At 64.1% G+C, this 19626-nt stretch carries 20 protein-coding genes and 2 pseudogenes; 3 read left to right on the top strand and 19 right to left on the bottom strand.

The features are described from left to right. The 4 genes from SB4_RS06185 to SB4_RS06170 all read right to left on the bottom strand — a co-directional run. Nucleotides 1-766, bottom strand: a 766-nt coding sequence (locus SB4_RS06185) for a retropepsin-like aspartic protease (protein ID WP_193753747.1), incomplete at its 3' end; no start/stop codon positions are given. Between the two features lie 601 nt (nt 767-1367). Further along, nucleotides 1368-1985 (bottom strand): peptide chain release factor H, encoded by a 618-nt coding sequence (gene prfH, locus SB4_RS06180; RefSeq protein ID WP_058751852.1) that lies wholly within the window; start codon nt 1983-1985, stop codon nt 1368-1370. After that, complete coding sequence (locus SB4_RS06175; RefSeq protein WP_058751856.1) at nt 1982-3079, bottom strand: RNA ligase RtcB family protein; 1098 nt, start codon at nt 3077-3079, stop codon at nt 1982-1984. Before SB4_RS06175 ends, prfH begins: the two co-directional genes overlap by 4 nt. Further along, a complete protein-coding gene (locus tag SB4_RS06170; RefSeq protein WP_241488504.1) occupies nt 3076-3567 on the bottom strand; it encodes a hypothetical protein in 492 nt (163 codons plus the stop codon). The genes SB4_RS06175 and SB4_RS06170 overlap by 4 nt, the downstream gene beginning before the upstream one ends. A 522-nt stretch (nt 3568-4089) precedes the next feature. On the opposite strand from SB4_RS06170, the pseudogene SB4_RS06165 reads away from it, so the two are divergent. Continuing rightward, nucleotides 4090-4722 (top strand): annotated as a pseudogene (locus SB4_RS06165) (tyrosine-type recombinase/integrase). A 383-nt stretch (nt 4723-5105) separates the two neighbouring features. Here the strand turns inward: SB4_RS06165 and SB4_RS06160 are convergent. From SB4_RS06160 to SB4_RS06110, 11 genes and pseudogenes are all read right to left on the bottom strand, one after another. After that, entirely contained in the window at nt 5106-5276 is a 171-nt protein-coding gene (locus SB4_RS06160; RefSeq protein WP_058751850.1) for a metallothionein, read from the bottom strand. Nucleotides 5277-5280: 4 nt separating this feature from the next. Then, nucleotides 5281-5586 carry an ArsR/SmtB family transcription factor gene (locus SB4_RS06155; RefSeq protein ID WP_058751849.1) on the bottom strand — a complete coding sequence of 102 codons (306 nt, stop codon included), beginning with the start codon at nt 5584-5586 and terminating at the stop codon, nt 5281-5283. Between the two features lie 59 nt (nt 5587-5645). Beyond that, nucleotides 5646-6410 carry a cation diffusion facilitator family transporter gene (locus SB4_RS06150; RefSeq protein ID WP_058751848.1) on the bottom strand — a complete coding sequence of 255 codons (765 nt, stop codon included), beginning with the start codon at nt 6408-6410 and terminating at the stop codon, nt 5646-5648. A gap of 56 nt (nt 6411-6466) precedes the next feature. Then, complete coding sequence (locus SB4_RS06145) at nt 6467-7174, bottom strand: ZIP family metal transporter (protein WP_058751847.1); 708 nt, start codon at nt 7172-7174, stop codon at nt 6467-6469. Beyond that, complete coding sequence (locus SB4_RS06140; protein WP_058751846.1) at nt 7171-8211, bottom strand: alpha/beta hydrolase family protein; 1041 nt, start codon at nt 8209-8211, stop codon at nt 7171-7173. Before SB4_RS06140 ends, SB4_RS06145 begins: the two co-directional genes overlap by 4 nt. Before the next feature lie 47 nt (nt 8212-8258). Next, entirely contained in the window at nt 8259-8723 is a 465-nt protein-coding gene (locus SB4_RS06135) for a DUF6176 family protein (RefSeq protein ID WP_241488503.1), read from the bottom strand. A 13-nt stretch (nt 8724-8736) separates the two neighbouring features. Beyond that, nucleotides 8737-10713: a porin family protein gene (locus SB4_RS06130; protein WP_082670013.1), complete on the bottom strand. Its 1977-nt coding sequence runs from the start codon at nt 10711-10713 to the stop codon at nt 8737-8739. A gap of 2 nt (nt 10714-10715) precedes the next feature. After that, entirely contained in the window at nt 10716-11483 is a 768-nt protein-coding gene (locus SB4_RS06125; RefSeq protein WP_058751845.1) for an ABC transporter ATP-binding protein, read from the bottom strand. After that, entirely contained in the window at nt 11483-12508 is a 1026-nt protein-coding gene (locus SB4_RS06120) for a FecCD family ABC transporter permease (RefSeq protein WP_058751853.1), read from the bottom strand. The genes SB4_RS06125 and SB4_RS06120 overlap by 1 nt, the downstream gene beginning before the upstream one ends. Then, nucleotides 12498-13688 carry an ABC transporter substrate-binding protein gene (locus SB4_RS06115; protein ID WP_058751844.1) on the bottom strand — a complete coding sequence of 397 codons (1191 nt, stop codon included), beginning with the start codon at nt 13686-13688 and terminating at the stop codon, nt 12498-12500. The genes SB4_RS06120 and SB4_RS06115 overlap by 11 nt, the downstream gene beginning before the upstream one ends. Next, nucleotides 13688-15805: pseudogene (locus SB4_RS06110) on the bottom strand (TonB-dependent receptor). Before SB4_RS06110 ends, SB4_RS06115 begins: the two are co-directional and overlap by 1 nt. Nucleotides 15806-16085: 280 nt before the next feature. Here SB4_RS06110 and SB4_RS06105 point away from each other — a divergent pair. Further along, nucleotides 16086-16730: a recombinase family protein gene (locus SB4_RS06105; protein WP_058751843.1), complete on the top strand. Its 645-nt coding sequence runs from the start codon at nt 16086-16088 to the stop codon at nt 16728-16730. Between the two features lie 23 nt (nt 16731-16753). Here the strand turns inward: SB4_RS06105 and SB4_RS20315 are convergent, their stop codons facing one another. The 4 genes from SB4_RS20315 to SB4_RS06090 are packed head-to-tail and all read right to left on the bottom strand — an operon-like array spanning nt 16754 to nt 19014. Then, a complete protein-coding gene (locus SB4_RS20315) occupies nt 16754-17434 on the bottom strand; it encodes a transposase (RefSeq protein ID WP_241488502.1) in 681 nt (226 codons plus the stop codon). Then, nucleotides 17367-18272, bottom strand: coding sequence for a transposase (locus SB4_RS20310; protein ID WP_478212453.1), 906 nt, complete (start codon nt 18270-18272; stop codon nt 17367-17369). Before SB4_RS20310 ends, SB4_RS20315 begins: the two co-directional genes overlap by 68 nt. 50 nt (nt 18273-18322) lie before the next feature. Further along, on the bottom strand, nt 18323-18502 hold the full coding sequence (locus SB4_RS06095; RefSeq protein ID WP_058751842.1) for a hypothetical protein: 180 nt from the start codon (nt 18500-18502) through the stop codon (nt 18323-18325). Beyond that, nucleotides 18499-19014 (bottom strand): GIY-YIG nuclease family protein, encoded by a 516-nt coding sequence (locus tag SB4_RS06090; protein ID WP_058751841.1) that lies wholly within the window; start codon nt 19012-19014, stop codon nt 18499-18501. Before SB4_RS06090 ends, SB4_RS06095 begins: the two co-directional genes overlap by 4 nt. Nucleotides 19015-19310: 296 nt before the next feature. Here SB4_RS06090 and SB4_RS19495 point away from each other — a divergent pair, with 296 nt between their 5' ends. Then, nucleotides 19311-19607 (top strand): DUF6538 domain-containing protein, encoded by a 297-nt coding sequence (locus tag SB4_RS19495; RefSeq protein ID WP_153006095.1) that lies wholly within the window; start codon nt 19311-19313, stop codon nt 19605-19607. The last annotated feature ends 19 nt before the right edge of the window (nt 19608-19626 follow it).

Genomic DNA, 19626 nt, shown 5'->3' with positions numbered 1-19626 from the left:
GATTGGGTTTGGACCCTAATCGCCCTTCGTCTCCCGGAACCAAAGGAGTTGGCTCGAACATCACTGGCACCTTGCCGAGCACTTGCCCGCCGAACTGGACCCCGTCGACGCGGCCGATTTCCGACAGGATCATGTCGCCGCTCAACCCGACTGAGGCGATGTCCGTCATGTGAAGAAGCGCATCCGATGTATCCCAAGCGTTCTTTGTGATCGCCAAGCTGGAGTCGTCACCCGTATCGACCATGACGGGCGATAGCATGCGCTTGCCGATGAGAATCCTCGTGGAAAAGCCCCGACCTTTGCCGCGCGGTTCAACCGGCATGACGCTGCCCGCTGGGCGAGGCGATCCGCTTGGCTGAAAGCGGACGCGACGGTGGTCGAAGTCCATCGTAACGGCGTAGGCCGCCAGAAAATCCGCACCGATCACGGCATCCAACGGTGTCTCTGCCGTGGATGACAGCGGCTTTAAATCGGCAACCTGAATGGCACCCCCTGCTTGATGGAAACCCGCCATCTGCAGCGTCTCTATAGGCGCGATATAGGTTTGCACCGCCGTGCCGCCTATCCCAGTAACGTTATTATAGGGCTGGTATTTCATGCCGTGGCGCGTAGCCCAACCCGCGTCCACCATGGTCGTCGCAGCCCCGGTGTCGAGCATCGCCATAAGCCGCTGACCGTTCAGCACGATCGGGATGATGACGAGGCCATCGGCGTCGCCTTCCATATCGATCCACTTGTTCTGCGCCTCAGGATCGATCGAAGCCACGCCACGCCCCGCTGGGGGCGGTGACGTACTCGGTCGCTGTTGAGCGGGAGCCGGCATTGCGGTCATAGCGGCCAGCATAACCATGAAGCGATATGCTGAAGTTCGTCCCGGCATGGCGTAGCTCCGTTATGCGCGCGCTGAAGGCTCGTGCTCCTAACAGCCTCTCGTCTTCTGGCCTCATCCGTCCCTTTAGTCGGGGACGATCGATAAGGGCACTCCCGTACGCGCTTCACTCGTCTCGACGGGGAACGGCCAGTGAGGCGAGACGAGCACCGCAGTCTTTCCCATGCCTATAGGTGGCAGCTTTCCCAAAATCTGTTCTCAATTGCTCTTTCCCGAAATTGTCCCCGAGAGATGGAGAAATGGGAATGCCAAATGGTGCTGCAGCCGCCAATGTCAGGGCGGAAGAGCGTGCTACGAATGGTTTTCGACCGGGCGATGCTGGTTCTTGGTTGAGAACCTATGATTGGCCGTTTTCGGCGATAGCGGTCGTACCCGTGCTTTGACTGGAACGGCAAAAAGTGGTCGGTAGCTAGAGGGCAGCTTCGATCGCGAAGATCGAGCGAAGCTGCCCCTCTCTCCTGTCCGATAGCCTTATCGGCTAACGCCGACGGAACCGTTTGTCCTCATATGTACGCACTGCATTGCCACGTTCGAGCTCGCGGTTCTGGTCCCAAACTGCCCGCTTTCCTTGAACCTCACCTGCGCGGCGTCGATCATCGAGCACCGCCGCCAGCTTCAGTCGTGCGATTTTCTTGTTTGCGAATTGCGACCGCTGATCTTGGGACACCGCGACCAAGCCTGTCGGCACATGCGTCGCCCGAACCGCGCTATCGGTCTTGTTCACGTGCTGCCCACCCGGCCCGGAAGCGCGGAAGGTTTGATAGCGAATGTCTCGCTCCCGCAGGTCAGGCGACTGCTCGTCAATCTGGACGGGGCGAACGCCCACGAACCAGTTGCGCCGCTTGTGCAGGGGGCGAAACGGACTGGTCCCGATCCAGCGGATCGTGCCGACACATGTGGTGGCGAACGCTTCTGCGCCGTCACCCGAAACGCGCAACAATGCCGATGCTATTGGGCCTTGTATCGGCTCGATTGGCTCGCAGAAGAGGCCTGCCGCCTTCCCTTCCCGGCATAGGGTATGGGCCAGTTTCGCCACGACCCATTCGCACTCCTTCGGCCCCTGACCGGAGGACAGGTGCAGGATGATCTCGGTCATGCGCGCCTCGTCTTGTAGGTGAGAAGCGGGCGCAGCGTTGCGACCAGATCGATCAGACCCGCCGTTTCAAGATCGCGCACGACCTGATGGATGTCCTTGTACGCCTGCGGCGCCTCCTCATAAATCAGGTCGCGATCCTCACAGATTACCCGGCTGCCCAGTTTCGTTCGCTCAAGATCGGCGATGCTGAACCGGCGGACGAGTTTGTCCTTAGCCTCGCTGCGGCTCCATTTGCGGCCGGCACCATGCGCCAGCGAATGCAGCGCGGTGTCCGCCCGCTCCAGCCGGGGCCGGACCAGATAGGTCATGTCCCCGCGCGATCCGGGAATGACGACCAGGCCTCTGTCTGCGGGCGCAGCACCCTTGCGGTGCAGCCATCCGCCCTGGTGCGGCGTGACGCTGTTATGGCAGATGTCGAGCAGGCGCTCACCAAAGGTCCCGATCCGATCGAGAAAGCGCTCCGCAATCAGCACGCGGTTGATCTCGGCCCAACGCATCGCGCCGTCATGCGCCGCCAGATAGTTCGCACAGGCCGTATCGCCGGCAAACAACCCGCCGACATTATGCCGTGCAAGATGCCCATCGAGGATGGCCTGGCCCAGCCCACGCGATCCGCTATGCACCATCAGATAGAGCGCGGCGGGATCAACCGCAGCGTCTCCGTCTCCATGCAGCGTCTCGACCCGCAGCAACTCGGCAAAATGGTTGCCGCCGCCGATCGTGCCCAGCGCTTCGCCGGCAAGGTCGGTTGCCAGCCCCGCCTCGGCGAGACGCGCGGCAACATCGCCCGACCATGGATCGTCCAGACCCCGCAGCTTGCGCTCGGCGGCGTCGAGCCGAAACTTGCGCAGCGGCAAGCTCGCACGCCACAGGCCCATCCCGCAGCCGATGTCGCTGCCGACCAGATGAGGATAGACATGGCTGCGTGACCAGAACGCGGCGCCCACTGCGATGCCGCGGCCGGCATGCAGGTCGGGCAGCCCGACAATGCGATCAATTCCTTCGAGCCGCGCGGTCTGGTGAAGCTGACCCACGGCGACCTGCTCGATCCAGTTTTCGGGCGACGAGACGATATGAATGGTTGCGTCGGTCATCGCGCCGCATCCTTCCACCCGAGGTGCCGCTTGCCCGGCGGAACGGCATGTCCCTGATCGCGCCAGAACCATACGCGATCCTTCAAAATACCGTCGCGGGGATCGACATAGAGTTCCCTGCCACGGCAGTTACGCCGGTCCGGACGCAGGACATGGCCTTCGCGCAACAATTCCCCATGTCGGCCCTGTGCGATGCCAAAGATCACGAAATCGCGCAGATGTTCACGAACGTGCATCTTTACGGTGCTACCGGTATCGAGCTTGGCACAGATTTCACTGAACACATCGTCCCAGCGCCGACCGACGCGCCGCCGAAGAAAGCGCACGAGCGGGGCGAGATTCTCGTTGAGCGATTTCGAATAGTCCGCGCGCTCGCGGACGTGCCGTTTGACACCGATTTGCTTGAAGTCGTTCTTGTCCTTCTTGAGTTTTACAGAAGGTGCATGCCGCGAGCCCCAGCGGGGACGCTCGACGATGACCTTGAACATGTCAGCGCGCAAGGCGATCCTCCCAGAAAGCGGAGACGTCGGCCGGCGGACGTTGAATATGAGAAAGGGACGCAGCGCGTTGGCCGCGAAAAGGGGTCAGGCGACCGCAGTCACCCGCAAGGGAATTGCCCATGTGATATGTTCCTGAACTCGGAAACCGGGAGTGATGACGGATGCGGTTGCGGCTCGCATTTGCTCACTCCTTTCCTTGGTTCGAGAAACAGTGCGGCGGTCTTTACGCCAAGCTGTCGTGCCGATCAATAGGTCAGATATTTGCGCATCAGCATCGCCATCCGGATAATGCCCGCTTCCCGCCATCCGCCGTCCGATGCTCAGTCACCGCTACCTGGGCACCTTCCTACGTGCCTACTTCGAAACGTTGCATCAGCACCTTTTGCCAAAAGCAACGGTCGTGGCGGCTGATCTAAACGACCACCCTGGTCGGCACAGGTCCCATTAGATACCAAGCGGCATGCCCTAAGGCGTTCTTCCGATGGTCGATTTGACCATTGGAGAATGATCATGGAGATGTCTGAAACCGCACCTACTGCCACGAAGCGGCAAGTCTGGAACGCCGGAAGAGCCGTCGGCGCAAAGCGGGCGCTGAAACCGAAGCAAATATGGGAGATCCGATTCTACCTCAATCAGCGTCTCCGCTTGCGAGATCGGGCGTTATTCGACCTGGCGATCGACAGCAAACTTCGAGGCTGCGACTTGGTGCAGATAAAGATTGGCGACCTTGTCAGCGGCGGGCAAGTCCGAACACGAGCGATTGTCATGCAGCAGAAGACAGGCCGTCCGGTTCAGTTCGAACTGCTTCCAGACGCTCGCGCCAGCCTGCTGGCTTGGCTCGAACGGCGGGGCGGCACGGTGGATGACTACGTCTTTCCCAGCCGGGTTGATCGGCATGGCCACCTCAGCACCCGCCAGTACGCCCGGCTTGTCGATGAATGGGTTACAGGGGTCGGTCTGATGCGAAGTGAATATGGCACGCACTCGCTGCGCCGAACGAAGGCATCGATCATCTAAAGAGCAACTGGCAACCTGCGTGCGGTCCAGATCCTGCTCGGTCATAGCAAGATCGAGAACACAGTCCGCTATCTCGGGATCGATTTGGAAGATGCACTCGCCCTTGCCGAGAACACCGAGATTTGACCAGTCGGCCCCTCACTCCGGAGAAGGGCCGACGTTACGGCGAGTGGGACTTTGCTGCCGTCCCTTGGCTGGCCGCCTAACGGCAGATTTCGTCGAAAGCCGACATGGTCTTCCTTAAGCGCAGGCTGCGGTCCGCAAAGGTTGATCGACTGCCTGGGATAAGCCCCGTTACTACAAAGAAGCGGCAACGACGGATCCGGCAGAGTGTCACAACCGCTCGTGGCTGTTGAAAAATGCTCTGGTGATGGTCGAGCGCGGAATGGCACCGCAATAATTTGGTTCTTAGTTCGTTTTGAAGATCGTCCGGGAAAGCAGAGATGTATCGCAAACTCGGACGATTGAGTTGATCAAGGGGCCGGCTTAACCGGCCCCTTGATCATCGATCACCCGTGGCAGGGGCAACCGGCGTGGTCGCAGCCGGCCGATGCCTCGTGATGGTTGGCGCAATTGTCGCTGCAGAAGGCGCGGCCCTCAGCCTGCACGGCCTTGTCCGGGCTGACGATGCAGACGCAGTCCGCGCAGGCGCACTTCACCATGTCGACGTTGACGCTCATGATCCTATTCCTCGTGATTGTGGTCTTCGGGTTCCAGTACGTGGTCCATCATATTGGTGAGCATGGTGCGCACGTGGCAGTCGGGCAGGTCGTAGAAGACGTTCCGCCCGCTCCTCTCCTGCTTCAGCAAGCGACCCGCGCGCAGCAGCCGGAGATGCTGCGACACGAGGCTCTGGCTGATGCCGACCTCCGCCGTCAGTTCGCCGACCGAGCGAGGCCCGTCGAGGCACGCCGCGACCAGCCGCAGCCGGTTCGGTTCGCCCAGCAGCCGGAACAACTCGGCAAGCTGTGTGCTTTCGTCCGCCGTCATACATCCTTCAACACATGAACACGTCCTAATATGTTCATGTGTAAATGACTGTCAAGTGGTCAATGATGATGGCCGCAGCAACCAGCATGGGGCTGCGCCGACGCGGGAGCGGGCACGGGCGAAGCATCGAGCAGCACATCGGCGGTCCGGCGCAGCAGGCTCGCCGACCAGCGCAGGATCACCGCCGCGCCGACCAGCCCCATCAGCGGGTCCATCCGAGTCAGCCCATATCGCTTCCCGCACCACAGCGCGATAATCGCCAGCGCCGAAGTGAGCGCGTCGGATAGAACGTGGACCAACGCTGCCTCACGATTGTTGTCGCGGTGATCGTGGCCGCAGCCATGCGCGTGCGGCGCCTCACGCAGCAGCCACGCGCTAACGAGGTTCACGGCGAGGCCGATCGCGGCGACGACCATCGCGGGCGCGAACGCGATCGGCTCCGGCGCGACCAGCCGCATCACCGACTCGCCTCCGACCAGCACCGCGACTACTGCGAGCATCACCGCATTGGCGAACGCGCCTAGGTCTGGCGCCTTGTGCGCCCCAGCGCGGTAGCGTCCCGACGCCGCATGGTGCCGTGCGAAGCGGTAGGCGAACACCGCCACGCCCATCGCCGCGGCGTGCATTCCCATGTGCCAGCCGTCCGCCAGCAGCGCCATCGATCCGGTCCACCAGCCCGCTGCGATCTCCGCCGCCATCGTCACGATCGTCAGCGCGAGGACGAGCGCCGCGGCGCGCTCGGCACGACCCGGAATGGGGCCCGGTCCGGGCGGCGCGGAATGATGATGGTGATGGTCGGGGCGATCGGCGGTCAGCGACGACATGGGGCGGGCTCCGGCTTGGTTGCGCCTCCCTTATCATGGATCGAAGATGAACGGGATCAGTGCGCGATGCTGGTCACGACGAACATCAGCGCCATGCCGGCGAGGCTGGCGAGCGTGGTGCGCAGCCGCGGATCGCGCGCATAGCTGCGCGGCAGCAGCTCGCACGCACCGATATAGAGGAACACGCCCGCGAACACCGCCATCAACGGCGCGAGCATCCCCGGCGGGACGGCAATACTCAGCCCCAGCAGCACGCCCAGGATCGGCGCCGCGCCGTTCAGGACCAGCCAGCGCCGCGCCGCCTCCTCGCTCTTCGCGGCGAGGCACAGGCTGACGGTGTTGACGCCGTCGGCGAGGTCGTGGGTCAGCACCGCCAGCGCGACCAGCCAGCCGGCGCGCGTGTCGATCTGGAAGGCGATGCCGATGCCCATCCCGTCCATCAGGCTGTGCAGCGTCAGCGTGGCGGGTGCGAGATGGACCCGCCAGCGCGCCGGCAGCCAAGCGGCATGGTGCATCGTGCGATCGACCAGCATATAGACGCCGAGCCCCAGCGCCGCGAAGGCGACCAGCGAGCGCGGGTGCCACAGATCGCGCGCCAGCGTGATCGCCTCCGGCAGCAGGTCGAACACCGCGACGCCGAGCACGACACCCGCGGTTACCCCAAGGATCAGGACGATGCGATGACTGAGCCGCAGCGTGAGCAGCCCGCCCGCCAGCGTCGACAGCGTCGCCGCGGTACCGAACACGATGGGTTCCAGCGTCATGATTCGTCTTTCAGCGGCACCGCCGCATTGGCGGGAGGCGGCACGCGGTCGCGGACGTAGCGGTCGAACCAGCGGTCCATCTCGCCGCGAACGTCGGCGAGGTCGGCGATCAGGTCGTGCCCGCCGCCCTCGTAGATCTTGAGGCGATAGGATCGTTTCAGCCGCTGGAGCGCGCTGGCCATGCGCAGCGCGTCGCCCGGTTCGACGCGCGGGTCGTCACCGCCGTGCAGGATCAGGATCGCCGCGTCCGGAGACAGCCGCTCAGCCCAAGTGATGGGCGAGCGCCGTGCCAGTATCCCGTCCTTGTCGTCGGCATAACCGGACATCACGTCGGGATAGACGTGGCGGTCGAACTCCGCGCGACGGGCGGCGTGGACGAGGTCGGTCGGCCCGCCCTCGATCACCGCGGCCGCGATCCGGCGGCTCTTCGCCAGCGCGCCGTAGGTGACGAGGCCGCCACGGCTCAGTCCCCACATGCCGACCCGCGTCGTGTCGGCGTCGGGTAGCCCGGCCGCCACGTCGATCAGCGCCAGCGCATCGTCGATGTCGCCGCCGCCCATGTCGGACCGCCCCTCGCTCCCTCCCTCGCCGCGGAAGGTGGAGGCGAGGACGACATAGCCGCGCTCGGCGAGCCGGTTCATCTCGAGGATATCGAGCAGGACGATGCGGCCCCACTGCCCGACGCCGCCGTGATTGAAAATCAGTACCGGATGCGGTCCGGATCTGCGCGGCCGGACCACCAGCCCACGGATAGCCAGTCCGCCGCTACGATAGACTATCCGCTCGGTCGTCGTCGCGGTGCCCGCGGCCCAGCGGCGATAGTCGGCGTCGGAATAAAGTCGGCGATAGGCGTCGGCGGCGGTGGTTCCTCCGGGGGTGCCAGCGACGAACGCCAGCCACGCGTCGCGAGTTGCGAAGGGAAAGCGATAGGGTTCATGTACGGCTTGGACAGCTATTGGCGACGCGGCGGGCCGCTGCGCCGCCGCCGACCCAGCGAAGAATAATATTCCGGCGATGCAGGCACAGAGGTGCGTCACTGCCCACCTGATCGTGCCTCTATCGGCAACGCGGCTTGCGCTCCGCATCACCGCTCCTTGCGCTGCTCGACGGCGACGGCGCGGACGATGAAGTCGGGTGCCAGCACATTTTCGGTCTGCAACCGCACGTGCGATCCCTTGACCAGCACGGCGCCCATATAGCTGATGTGGCGACGATCAAGCTCATGGTCGGAACTCTCGACCGGTTTGCCGCCGCTCCCTTTCACCTCCAGCCAGTATAGACGGCGCGGTTCGTCCGGCGCGGTGAACATCGCTTCGAAATAGGTCCGCTCGCGCCCCAGCGTCGCGACGGCTTCGCGGTGATGGCTGCACAGATAGTCGATCCACTCGCGGAAGGTGGCTTCGCTGCCCGGCTTTCGGTCGAAACGGTGCAGCGTCACCTCGACCGGGCGCAACGGCTCCGGCGGCGACTGTGGCACTGCCGCGCCGAGGCAGAGGGTAACGCCGATGCCGGCGACCATACCGAGTGCGAAGGATCGATGGCGTGTCATGATGCTGCGCTCCTCAAAGGTCGACGGCAAGGTAGGCGGTCGCGAGCCGCTGCGGGACGTAGTCGAAGGTCGACGGTCCGTAATAATCCCAGGCATAGACGTTGAAGATATTGCTGACCGACACGCGCAACGTCGCGCGGTTCTTGCCGATCATGAAGCGGTAGCGGCTACCGATGTCCATCACCGTACGCGCGGGAATGAACAGGTCGTTGTCGACGGTGGAGGCGACCCGTCCCTGATGCCCGACGCCGAGATCGATCGACAGCGCCTCAAAGCCGGGAAGGCGCCAGTCGAGATTGAGATCGACCGATCGCAACGGCACGCCGACCGGTCGCTTGCCGGTCTGTCCCGACGTCCGCGCCTCGCCGGTCACCTGCGGATCGAGGAACACGCCGCCCAGCGCCACGCTGAGGCCGCGCAATGGCGTGCCGGATAGCGATGCTTCGATGCCCCGGTTGCGGGTGTCGCCGAGCCGCGTGAAGAGCCCGGAGGAATCGAGGCTGAGATAGGGTTTGCGAACGTCGAACACGCCGGCGACCAGCTTGACGTCGCCGACGATGGTCCAGCGCACGCCCGCATCGCGCTGGCTGGTCAGGATGGCGGGCAGCGGCTGGTTGCGGTTGGTGGCATTCTGCGGCGGCAGGCCGGTTTCTTCCAGCCCTCGCGTATAGCCTGCGTAGAAGGCGACGCGCTCACCGGCATAGATAGCCCCAGCCACGTTGTAGAGCCAGGGGCGGTCCTGCGTTGCGATCACGGGCTGGTCGGGACGGCGAAAGCGCTTGTTGTAATCGGTCTTCGACAGCCCGGCGCTCAGCTCGCCAACGCCGCGCCAGCGCCCTGTGTAGGCGACACCGCCGAACCACTGCCGCACCCGATCGCGGCTGTACGATCCGTAGCTGATCGGCGGCTCGGGGAAGTCGAGCGGGTCGCCGAGGCGGACGTCGCCGAAGTCGAGAAAGGCGGAGCCACCGACGCGCTCGTCGCGGGCGCGACCGCGCGCCGACAGGCTGATGTTGTGGACACGCGGGCCATCGGCGATCGTACGCGTTACCCGTAGCTCGCCCGACACCGATACCCGGCGATACGGCGGGTCGGAAAAGGCGATATAGCGGGCACGGCCGTCCGGCGTGACCTCGTCGAGGAAAGTGAAGATATCTTCCTTGCTGGCCGACAGCGAGCGGAACAGTCCTCCCTCGATCTTCCAGCCGCCGGCCAGCGCCGCGCTGCCGGTGATCCCGGCCGTTTCCGAAGGACCGGAATAGTCCGCCCATGCGGGACCGTAGAGAACGCCGCGCTTTATCCGTGGTGGAAGGTAAGGGCCAGCGGTGGTCAGAAGCGGCCCGATCTCGCTATCGGCGATATAGGAGCGGCCCCAGAAGGGCAGCAGCTCGATGCCCGGGCGTGGTCGCCAGCGCAGGATCAGCCCTTCGACATGTTGTCGGCTAGTGGCGCCGTTGTTGAAGACATGGTCGTAGAGACCGAGACCCGCACCGAGCGACAAGGTGTCACCTACGAGCGGCAGCTCGGCATCGAACTCCAGGCTCTTGTCGCCGAGGCTGTTGAGACCCACTGTGATCGACAACAGCGCCTCGGCGCCGGGGCGGCGCAAGGCGTAGTCCACGACGCCGGTCGGTGCGGGGAACAGATAACCTTGCGCCGACAGCCCGACCTTGATGCTGGTGGAGCGCCGGATACGCTCGTTAGGGGCTGCGGTCAGGTCGTAGTAGAGCCCGTCGATCCGCGCATTGCCGGCCGCGATGGGCGAGAAGCCACGCACGCTGCCGGCGCCGTAGATGCCGATCGTCTCGCGCCCGATGGTGGTGCCGAACGCATCCTCGGCCTGCCGCACCGCATTCTCGTCCGCGCGGCCTTGTGGAACCGCGGGTGGCGCGGGGGTGGCCTGGACCGATGGCTGCGGCGCGGCAGGCGCTGTTGGCGGCGCCTGTCCGGGCGTTGCTTGCGCCAACAGCCAGAGGCCGGTGCCGAGCATGGTCAACCGACCAATTCGAAACGACCGCGCTCGGCGGAGAAGCGAACCGCATCGGTGTCGAAGGCGCGGCCGACATGGCCCGCGGTGATCAGGTCGGCAGCGGATCCCACCACCAACCCGCCGACACCGTCGAGCAGCCAGACGGCGTCGGCGAGCTGCAACGACAAGTCGAGGTCATGGCTGGACAGCAACACGGTCGTACCGGTGGCATGCGCGTGTGCACGCAGCAGTGCCATAGCCTCGACCCGTCCGGGCAGATCGAGGAAAGCGGTGATCTCGTCGAGGATCATCAACCGGGGCACCTGCGCAATGGCGCGCGCGATCATCACCCGCTGCCGCTCGCCGTCGGAGAGGCCATCGAATGGCCGGGTTGCGAAGGCCGAAGCACCGGCTTGGGCAAGCCCCTCCGCCACCAGCGCATCGTCGACCGCCGACAGCCGCCCCTGCCAGCCGGTGAACGGCTGGCGCCCCATGCAAACGATGTCCGCGACGGTCAGCCCCGGACTCGATACGCGCTCGGTCAGCACCACCGCTATTGCGCGCGCGCGCGCCTGCGGTCGCATCGTCGCGATGTCTTCGTCGGCGAGGCAAGCTCGACCGCCTCGCGCGTTCTGGAGGCCAGCAATCGTGCGCATCAGCGTCGACTTGCCGGCGCCATTGCGGCCGAGCACGCAGACGAAGCTGCCCGCTGGCGCCTCAAGGCTCAGATCGGCAAGCACGGTGCCGCGCGGGCCGGCATAGCCGACGCTCAGGCTGTCGAGGCGAAGCATCAGCTGCTGCTCCGCATCGCGGGCGAGAACACCAGCAGAGCGATCACCACCGGTGCGCCGACCAGCGCCAGCACCGCATTGAGGTGCAGGAAGTGTTGTTCCCATGGCAGATGGACGGTGAAGTCCGCCGTCAGCGCCAGCATAGCCCCGGCAAGTCCGGCGAGCGGGATCAGCGGCAGGATGCGGGCGGTGCGCGCCAGCCAGCGCGCGAGATGCGGCACGATCAGCCCGACGAACGTGACCGGCCCGCACAAAGCGGTGACCGGCGCGGCGAGCAGCACCGTCGCCGCCAGCGTCATCCGCCGCAGCCGGGGTACGTTGGTGCCGAGGCTTGCGGCATAAGTTTCGCCGAGGAGCAAAGCGGTCAGCCCCTTAGCGTTTACCACTGCGAGCGCGATCCCGCAGGCGACGGGCAGCGCCAGCCAGGGCAGATCGGCATTGGTCGCCGCTGCGAACGTGCCGTCGTCCCAGCCCGAGAAGACGCGGCCACCGACCCGATTGGCGAAGTGCAGGATAACGCTGACGAGGCCCTGCGCGGTGAAGCCGAGCATCAGGCCGACGACGAGCAGGGTGATGTTGCCGACGCGCCGCGACAGCCCGGCCATGACGGCGGCGGTGACGGCGACGCCGATCACCGCGCCGACCGCCAGGCTCAGCCCCGCAAAGGCCGTGAGCGCGCCGAGCACCGCCGGCCCCGCAAACGCGGCACCCGCCACGGCCAGGCCGACGCCGAGCTGCCCGCCGGCGACGAGACCGAGCGACCAGGCGTCCGCCATCGGATTGCGGAACAGCGCCTGCATCAACGTGCCCGCGACACCGAGCGCGCCGCCTGCGACGATTGCGGTGACGACGCGCGGCAGCCGGATCGACCAGACGATCTCCGCGAGCGTGGGATCGCCCGATCCGGTCACCGCGCCGATGACCTCACCGGGCGACAAGGCGACCTGGCCATAGCCGAGCGACGCGGTCGCGACGATCAGGATGGCAAGCAGCAAGGCGGCGACGCCGACGACATTACGAGCCATGTCCGCCCCCCACCGCGCCGCCGCTCCGCTGGTCCTGCCGAACATATGTCGCCGGCCAGCCCCGAAGCTGCGGATGCAGCATCCTGGCATAGTCACGCAGTATCAGGTCCGGGCGCAGCGCTCCTGTCTCGAACAGGTCGAACGCATCGGCCGCCGGCTTCGTCCTGCCGTCCGCCGCGAACACGCAGCCGTCGCGCCATGCCTTCATGTGCGACAGGAACTGCTGATCCTGGAATCGTCTGGAAATCGGGTCACGCCACAGCCAGCAATCGGCTTTGCTGCCCTGCTTCAACAGGCTTTCGGACGACATCTGCGTCGTGTCGTCCAGACGCGGGTCGTCGGGGCGGCGCATCACGTTGATGCCGCCCGCATCCTCCAATAGTTTATTGGCGGCCCCGCGCACCGTCACCATCCAGGTGTCGCCGTGCATCCACCAGGCCGATAGCACCGGGCGCCGCGGCAGCGGTGCCACCGCGCGCTTGACCTGACTGACGCCGTTCTCGACCATCCGGGCGAACTGTTCGCCTTGCTTGTCGCGACCGGTGAGCATCCCGAACAGGCGGGCATAGGCAACGGGACCCAGGTAATCGGACTCGTTCGCCATGAAGACCGGCATCGTGGGGATACCGAGCGCCACCGCGCGCCGCATCGACTCGGCATGGGCCGGATCGCCGATCGTCATCAGGAACACGTCGGGCTTGGCCGCCAGCAGCACGTCGAGGTTGGGGGGAGAATGCCAGCCATAACCGATCTGCGCAATTTTCCCCGCCTTCACACCATTGCGGATCGCATCGTCGTAGGACTTGGTCCCGCCGACCGCGACCAGACGGTCCGCCGCGCCGATCGCGGTCAGCAGCGCTTCGCTGCCGCCGTAGTTGACCGCGATCCGCCTGACCGGGGTGCGCACCACCACCGCCCCGGCAAGGTCGCCCGTCAACGCGGGGACCACGACGCCCCTTGGCACCAGCACCACGCGGGACCGCTGTTCCGGACCGTTCGCAGCCCCTCCCCAACTGACGATGTTGGCGTGGAGGTCGACGATCCGGTAGCCATCGCGCTCGACCACGCTGAACGTCCGGGTATGCGCGATTGGGATGGTCCGTCCGGCAGGTGGCGTGTTGGGTGACGGATGGTCGCATCCGGCGATCAGCAGGCAGACAGAGAGAATGAATTTGCGCATCAGAAGCTCACCCTGACGGTTGCGCGGAATAGCCGCGGCGTGGACGGGGTCGCGTAGGTCGGTTGCGAGTCCGTCCCGAAATAGGAGAATATTTTGCGATCCAGGACGTTCGTCACCGCAAGGTCGAGCGCCAGCGGCAGGCGGGTTGGCAAGACGATCGTCGCACTGAGGTTGAATAGGTCGTAGCCGCCTTTCTCGACGCGATTGTCACCGGTGACCGGGTAGTTGCCATAGACGTAGAGGTCTGCACGGCCGTTCAACCACGATGCGAACCGCTGTTGCGCGCTGAAGTTGAAGATATGCGACGGGACGCCGACCGGTCGTTTACCGGTCAGGTAGACCTCGCCGATCGCACCAGGTACCCGATACTCTCGCCAAATCGCATCCACGTACGAATAGTTGGCGGAGATGGTGGTGTTCGGCGCCGGATGGACGGTGCCGGAAAGTTCGACGCCCTGACTGCGATAGCGTTGCCCGGTCGTCAGCAGAGTCGATGGACCGTTCGGGTCCGGGTTCGTCGTATTGACCAATCGGTTGCGCTGGTCGTAGCGGAACAGCGCAGCTTCCCATGTGAACAGACCAGAGCGCGCCTCGCCTTTGTAGCCGACTTCGTAACTATCGATCGTCATCGGCTTGAGGTCGAGCTGGTACAAGAGCGGATCGAAGTAGAAGAGCGGTCCGAAATTGGAGCTGAAGCCGCGCCCGTAGGAGGCGTAGAGTATGCCACGTGCTGCGCCGCGCTCCCCCAAGCGATAGGCGACGGTCGCCTTGGGTGAAAAGGCGTGTTCGGACACCGATAATCAACCACCCGGATTGAAGGCCGCTTCGATGGGGCGAAATTCCGCACGTCGGCGAAAATCGTCATAGCGCAGCCCAAGCGTCACGGTCAGACGATCGGTCGCAGCCCATTCATCTTGCAAATAGGCCCCCCAGAACCGGTTATGCACGGCCCCGTCGGTCAGCAGGAAATTGCGCTGAAAGCAGGGCGCATTGGCGTTCAGTACATCGCCGGTCGCGTAGTCGATATCGATCTGGAAGAAACGGAAGCCGCATTGCGGCGTGAAACCATATTCACCGGACCAGAAGTCGCGCTCGTCCATCCGGGCACGCTCTACATTGCCGCCAGCCACGATCGTGTGGGCACCCAGACGCGCCGTGATTTGCGCGTCGCCGATCCAGATGTTGCTCTGGTCCTGCCGCGCGAAGCCGTTGACCGCGTACCTCTTCGTCTGCGGGTCGACGCTGCCACCGAGGAACAGGTTGAAGCTGTTGTTGCGATCGAACCGTCGATGCTGCCCGGTCAGGACCAGCTCGACATCGCTGCTGAAACGATGCGTCAGCCTCAGAGCGCCGATCCCACCTTTGGTATTCAGGTCGCTGGGGTCGTATCCGATATAACCCCTGCGTCCCCCTGCGGCGGAGACACGGGAACCATCGTCCAGCAGGGGGATGTTGCTCGGCACCTCGACCTGCCGATCGAAGTAGTTGCCATAAGCCGTCACCGTCGTGCTGGATCCGACCGGTACGACGACTTTGCCGAACAGGTTCAGTATCTGGCGATGCGAGTGCTGTCGCCAGCCGTCATCATCTTCGTAGAAGCCCGACAGGAGAATCCCACCCCCGTCACCGAACGTCTTCCGTTCAAGCGTCGCCTCTCCGCGGAAGTAGTCGTAAGATCCAGCCGTCAGTGAGGCGGTCGTGCCGTCGACACCGGGACGACGCGTGATGTAATTGACCGCGCCGGCGGTCGCACCTCGTCCATATAGTGCGGAAACCGGTCCACGGACGATTTCGGTCCGGCTGATCGCGCCGTAGGGAACTTGATTGAGCAGCACCTGCTCATCGGGCCCGACGAACGGTATGCCATCGATCAGCGCCAGGAAGGTGTCTCCGCCTGCGCTACCGGTCATGCCTCGGAACGAAAACTGCAATGCGTCTTCAGAATCGCCGTCCGTCCGACGAAAGAAAATGCCCGGGATACCGCGAAACTCATCGCTACCGACCGTCAGGCCGCGCCGACGCAGATCGTCGTTGTCGACGACGGTGATCGCCGCGGGCACATCGATGAGCGGCTTCTCGGTGCGGGTCGCGGTAACCACGATCTCGTCCGACGCCATCGTATCGCCATCCATGGCCTGCGCATGGACAGCCCCTGGAGTCAGCAACAACACGGCACCGATCGCCACGATATCAACTCGCACTGACAATTTTGCCCCCAACCCCGCGCGCAGACCTAGTATGTTACATTATATCATTAAGCAACCCCACCAGAAAAACGACCGGTTTTCTGGCGGTTGACGATTTTGCCTCGTCAGTGCACCGTGGCGATCGGAAAACCCGTTGCGGAAACCAACGGCACATTGCAGCGTGCCGGATGTCTTTTCTGGCGGCGTAACGATGCTCATCGGATATGTTAGGGTGTCCAAGGCTGACGGGTCCCAGACGCTTGCACCACAGCGCGATGTGTTGCTCGCGGCCGGCGTTGATCCCTCGCGGATTTATGAAGACCTCGCGTCGGGGCGGCGTGACGCCCGCCCCGGCCTGACCGCGTGCCTGAAGGCACTGCAGCCCGGCAATACCTTGGTCCTTTGGAAGCTCGATCGTCTCGGGCGGGATCTTCGACATCTTGTCATCACGGCCGAGGCGCTCCGCGAGCGCGGCATTGGTCTGAAGGTGCTGACGGGGGCTGGCGCGCAGATTGACACCACGACCGCCAACGGACGTCTCGCCTCCGGCATCTTCGCAGCCTTCGCCGAGTTTGAACGCGAGCTCATTGCGGAGCGAACGCAGGCGGGACTTGCCGCGGCACGCGCGCGGAGACGGATGGGCGGTCGACCTCGTAAGATGGACAAGGCCACCCTTGCGATGGCGATGGCCGCGATGTCCGATCGCAACGCGGTCGCAGCCGACGTCGCGCGCCGCCTCGGCATGACGACCACGACGCTTTATATGTACGTGAATGGTGACGGCACGCCCAAGGCGCCAAGCCAGGCGCTGCTCGATGGCGTACCGTACCGCAAAGAACGACTGCGCGCCGCGTGATTGTGCGCAAACCCCATCAGCGATCAGGGATATCGTCGTGGTGGCGAGACGAGCACGTCATGCTCGATCGACCGGGCCGATATGGCGGCCGGGGTCAGCGCCGCGGGAATGCACCTGCCTCGTCTGGGTTTACCGGTCAGGCGCTGTGATCGCGCCAGGATCATCAGGTTCATCACCGCCGCGCCGATCAGGAACTCCTCCTCCGCTCCCCGGATGCCGCGCAGGTGAAGCCGCCGCATGCCATGCTTGCCTTTGGCGTCGGCGAAGAACCGCTCGACCCCGCGCCGCAATCGCATGGACCGCTTGAAGAGTCCGGTTTCCAGCTCGGCTCTGGCGAGATCCCGGGCGTCCTCATTGTCGAGACGAACCAGCGTGCGGCGTCGCGCCTTCGTGCATGTCTTCCGAAGTACACACGCCTCGCAGTCCCCTGCATCGGCGGCATAGCGGTGTACGCCAGTGGGCAGATGGAATGTGTGGTGCCGGAGCGTCTTGCCGATCGGACAGGTAAAGCTGTCGGTGTCGCGATCATAGCTGAATGCCGTTCGCGGCAGCTTGCCCTGCGTCTGCTGCGTGCGGTCGATCACCGGGATGTGCGGGATCGCGCCCTGATTTCGCACGAAGCCGAGGAAGCCAGCGCTACCATAGGCCTTGTCGGCAGCGACCCGCTTTGGGGCGATAGTCGAAGCGATCGGCGGCTCGCTCAAGCATGGTGCGACCGGCATCGACTTCCTCGGCAAAGCGAGCTGGCGTCGCCTCGACGTCAAGCGCAACGCCGCTCGGCGTATCGACGAGCGCATTCAGCGCATAGCCGAACCGCGCGCGACCTGGACGTGCCGACCAGGCTGCGGCGGGATCGGTTCGCGATACGCCCTCGAAGTCCTTGGAACCGCCAAGCTTGGTGCTCACATGGCCCTGATCACTCAGCCACTCTCGGACGGGGCGACCGGCGTTCGCCACATAGGGCAAATAGCCGGGCACCGTCTTTCGCTGCCAGCACGCATCAGCCTCGATGAACGAGGCGTCGATCGCGGCGTCCTTGCCTCCGACCAAGCCATTCTGGATGCAGCGGCGCACCGTGGCCTCGAATAGCTGCCGGAAGACGCCGGCGTCGCGGAAGCGTCCATGCCGGTTCTTGCTGAAGGTCGAGTGGTGCGGAACCTTGTCTCCCGGCGCGCGGCGGCAGAACCAGCGACAGGCAAGATTGTAGCGCAGCTCCTCGCACAGGCGCCGCTCGGACGTGATCGCGTAGATGCGGCCGATCAGGGTCATGCGAATGAGCAATTCGGGGTCGATCGATGGTCGCCCGCGCGCGCTGTAATGACCAGCCAACGCTTCTCTCAGATCGCCTGATCGAGACACCGATCGATGCGGCGCAAAAGGTGGTCTGCGGGCAACATGGCTTCTATGGTGCGACGGGACGCCCCTCCCCGCCCACCGCGACAGGCTGGTCCCATCATAGCGGCGCTCCTCACGGCAGGGGTGAAACGAAGGAGCAACCTGGCATGTCCGGTATTTTTCAACAGGCCCGGACGGTTCTGACATTGTGCACCGACGCAAGGTTTTCCGCGGCCTTAGCAGTGTCAGAATGGTGGTTACGGGATGGGCGAGCCGATCCGGAGACCGAAATAGGTAGGTGTTGCCCAGAGCCTGCTTCCATCGCCAATGATGCACTGGTCGTTCTGGCATTGAACCGTCGAGCTGCTGCCACTCACCAGCTTTGCCTCTCCGCCGCAGAACGGACATTCCCGCAGCCGCTCGGTCAGGTCGGTCATGCTGCTTGCTCCTGCAAACGATGGATTTCGTTGATGATGCAGTCGCCAAGCATGAACCATTCACCGCTGGGGCGACGGGCGCGCCAACGGCTATGGTATTTGGCTTCCTGTTCGCGGCCGCCTGGCGCCATGGCGAATATTTGCAGTCGCTCATGGTTTCCGGTCTGCAAGCTGCGTAGGCGGGCTTCCGGATAGACCGAGTGGCCGATCTTAACTAAGGCGCCGGTCTTCAGCTCGGAGCCGATGAAATAGACGCGATCGACGGGGCGGCTGGCGAACCACTCCTGGTAGGCATCTGTCATGGCTCGGAAGGCTGACCAGATATCCGGATGCGTGCTGACCGCCTTGATCGGCAGGCCCATCTTATCCTTAAGGTCCAACTGCCAACGGCCAGTCTGCTCGCCAGCAATCAACTCGTGATGGATGCCGAACGGATAGAGCGTTGTCGGCAGCTGCGTTACCGGATCGCGCCGATCCTCGAGCCACGAAGGCTTGGTATCGACGGCGCTCATCGCGTCGCATCCGGGAACGAACCGCGAACCGTGTCCGGGACTATTCCGTAAGTCTGAATTCCCATGATTTCCACCTGTCTCCGGTCTGTTCCGGTTTCAGATGGTCGCTGCGGCTTCTAGCTTCGCAGAAATGGCGGAAATCAGCCATTTATGGTCGGGGAGACAGGAACCCAGTAGGACGGTAATGAAATGGCTGGTAAGTATCTAAGATACTTAGTCGTAACGGTTTTATCCGACGCCGTGCTGCGATACTGCTACGGGCATATGCTACGTAATCGAACCGGAGGGTGCGCCCGATGACCAGCGCTCCGCATTTACACAAGCGCCCGAATTCCCAGAATTGGCAGTCGCGCCTCATGATCCCCGAAGCGGCGCGTGCGTCCATTGGACGCCGCGAATTTACAAAATCGCTCGGAGTCAGTGACAAACGACAAGCTGTAAAGCTTTCACACGCCATTCTGGCGGAATGGAAGGCCATCATCGACGCTGGGCTATCGGTCAAAGTGAAAGAGCGTCAGAGCGAGCGCCATCGCCCAGATGCTTTCGAATTAGGGTCCAAACCCAATCAGCATCGGTCTCTTATACACCTCTGACGCTGCCGACGACCTTACA

Source organism: Sphingomonas sanguinis (genome assembly GCF_001476905.1).
GTDB classification, from domain to species: domain Bacteria; phylum Pseudomonadota; class Alphaproteobacteria; order Sphingomonadales; family Sphingomonadaceae; genus Sphingomonas; species Sphingomonas sanguinis_B.
Note: the sequence above shows the minus strand (reverse complement) of the source record. Positions and strands in the feature narration are given on the sequence as shown.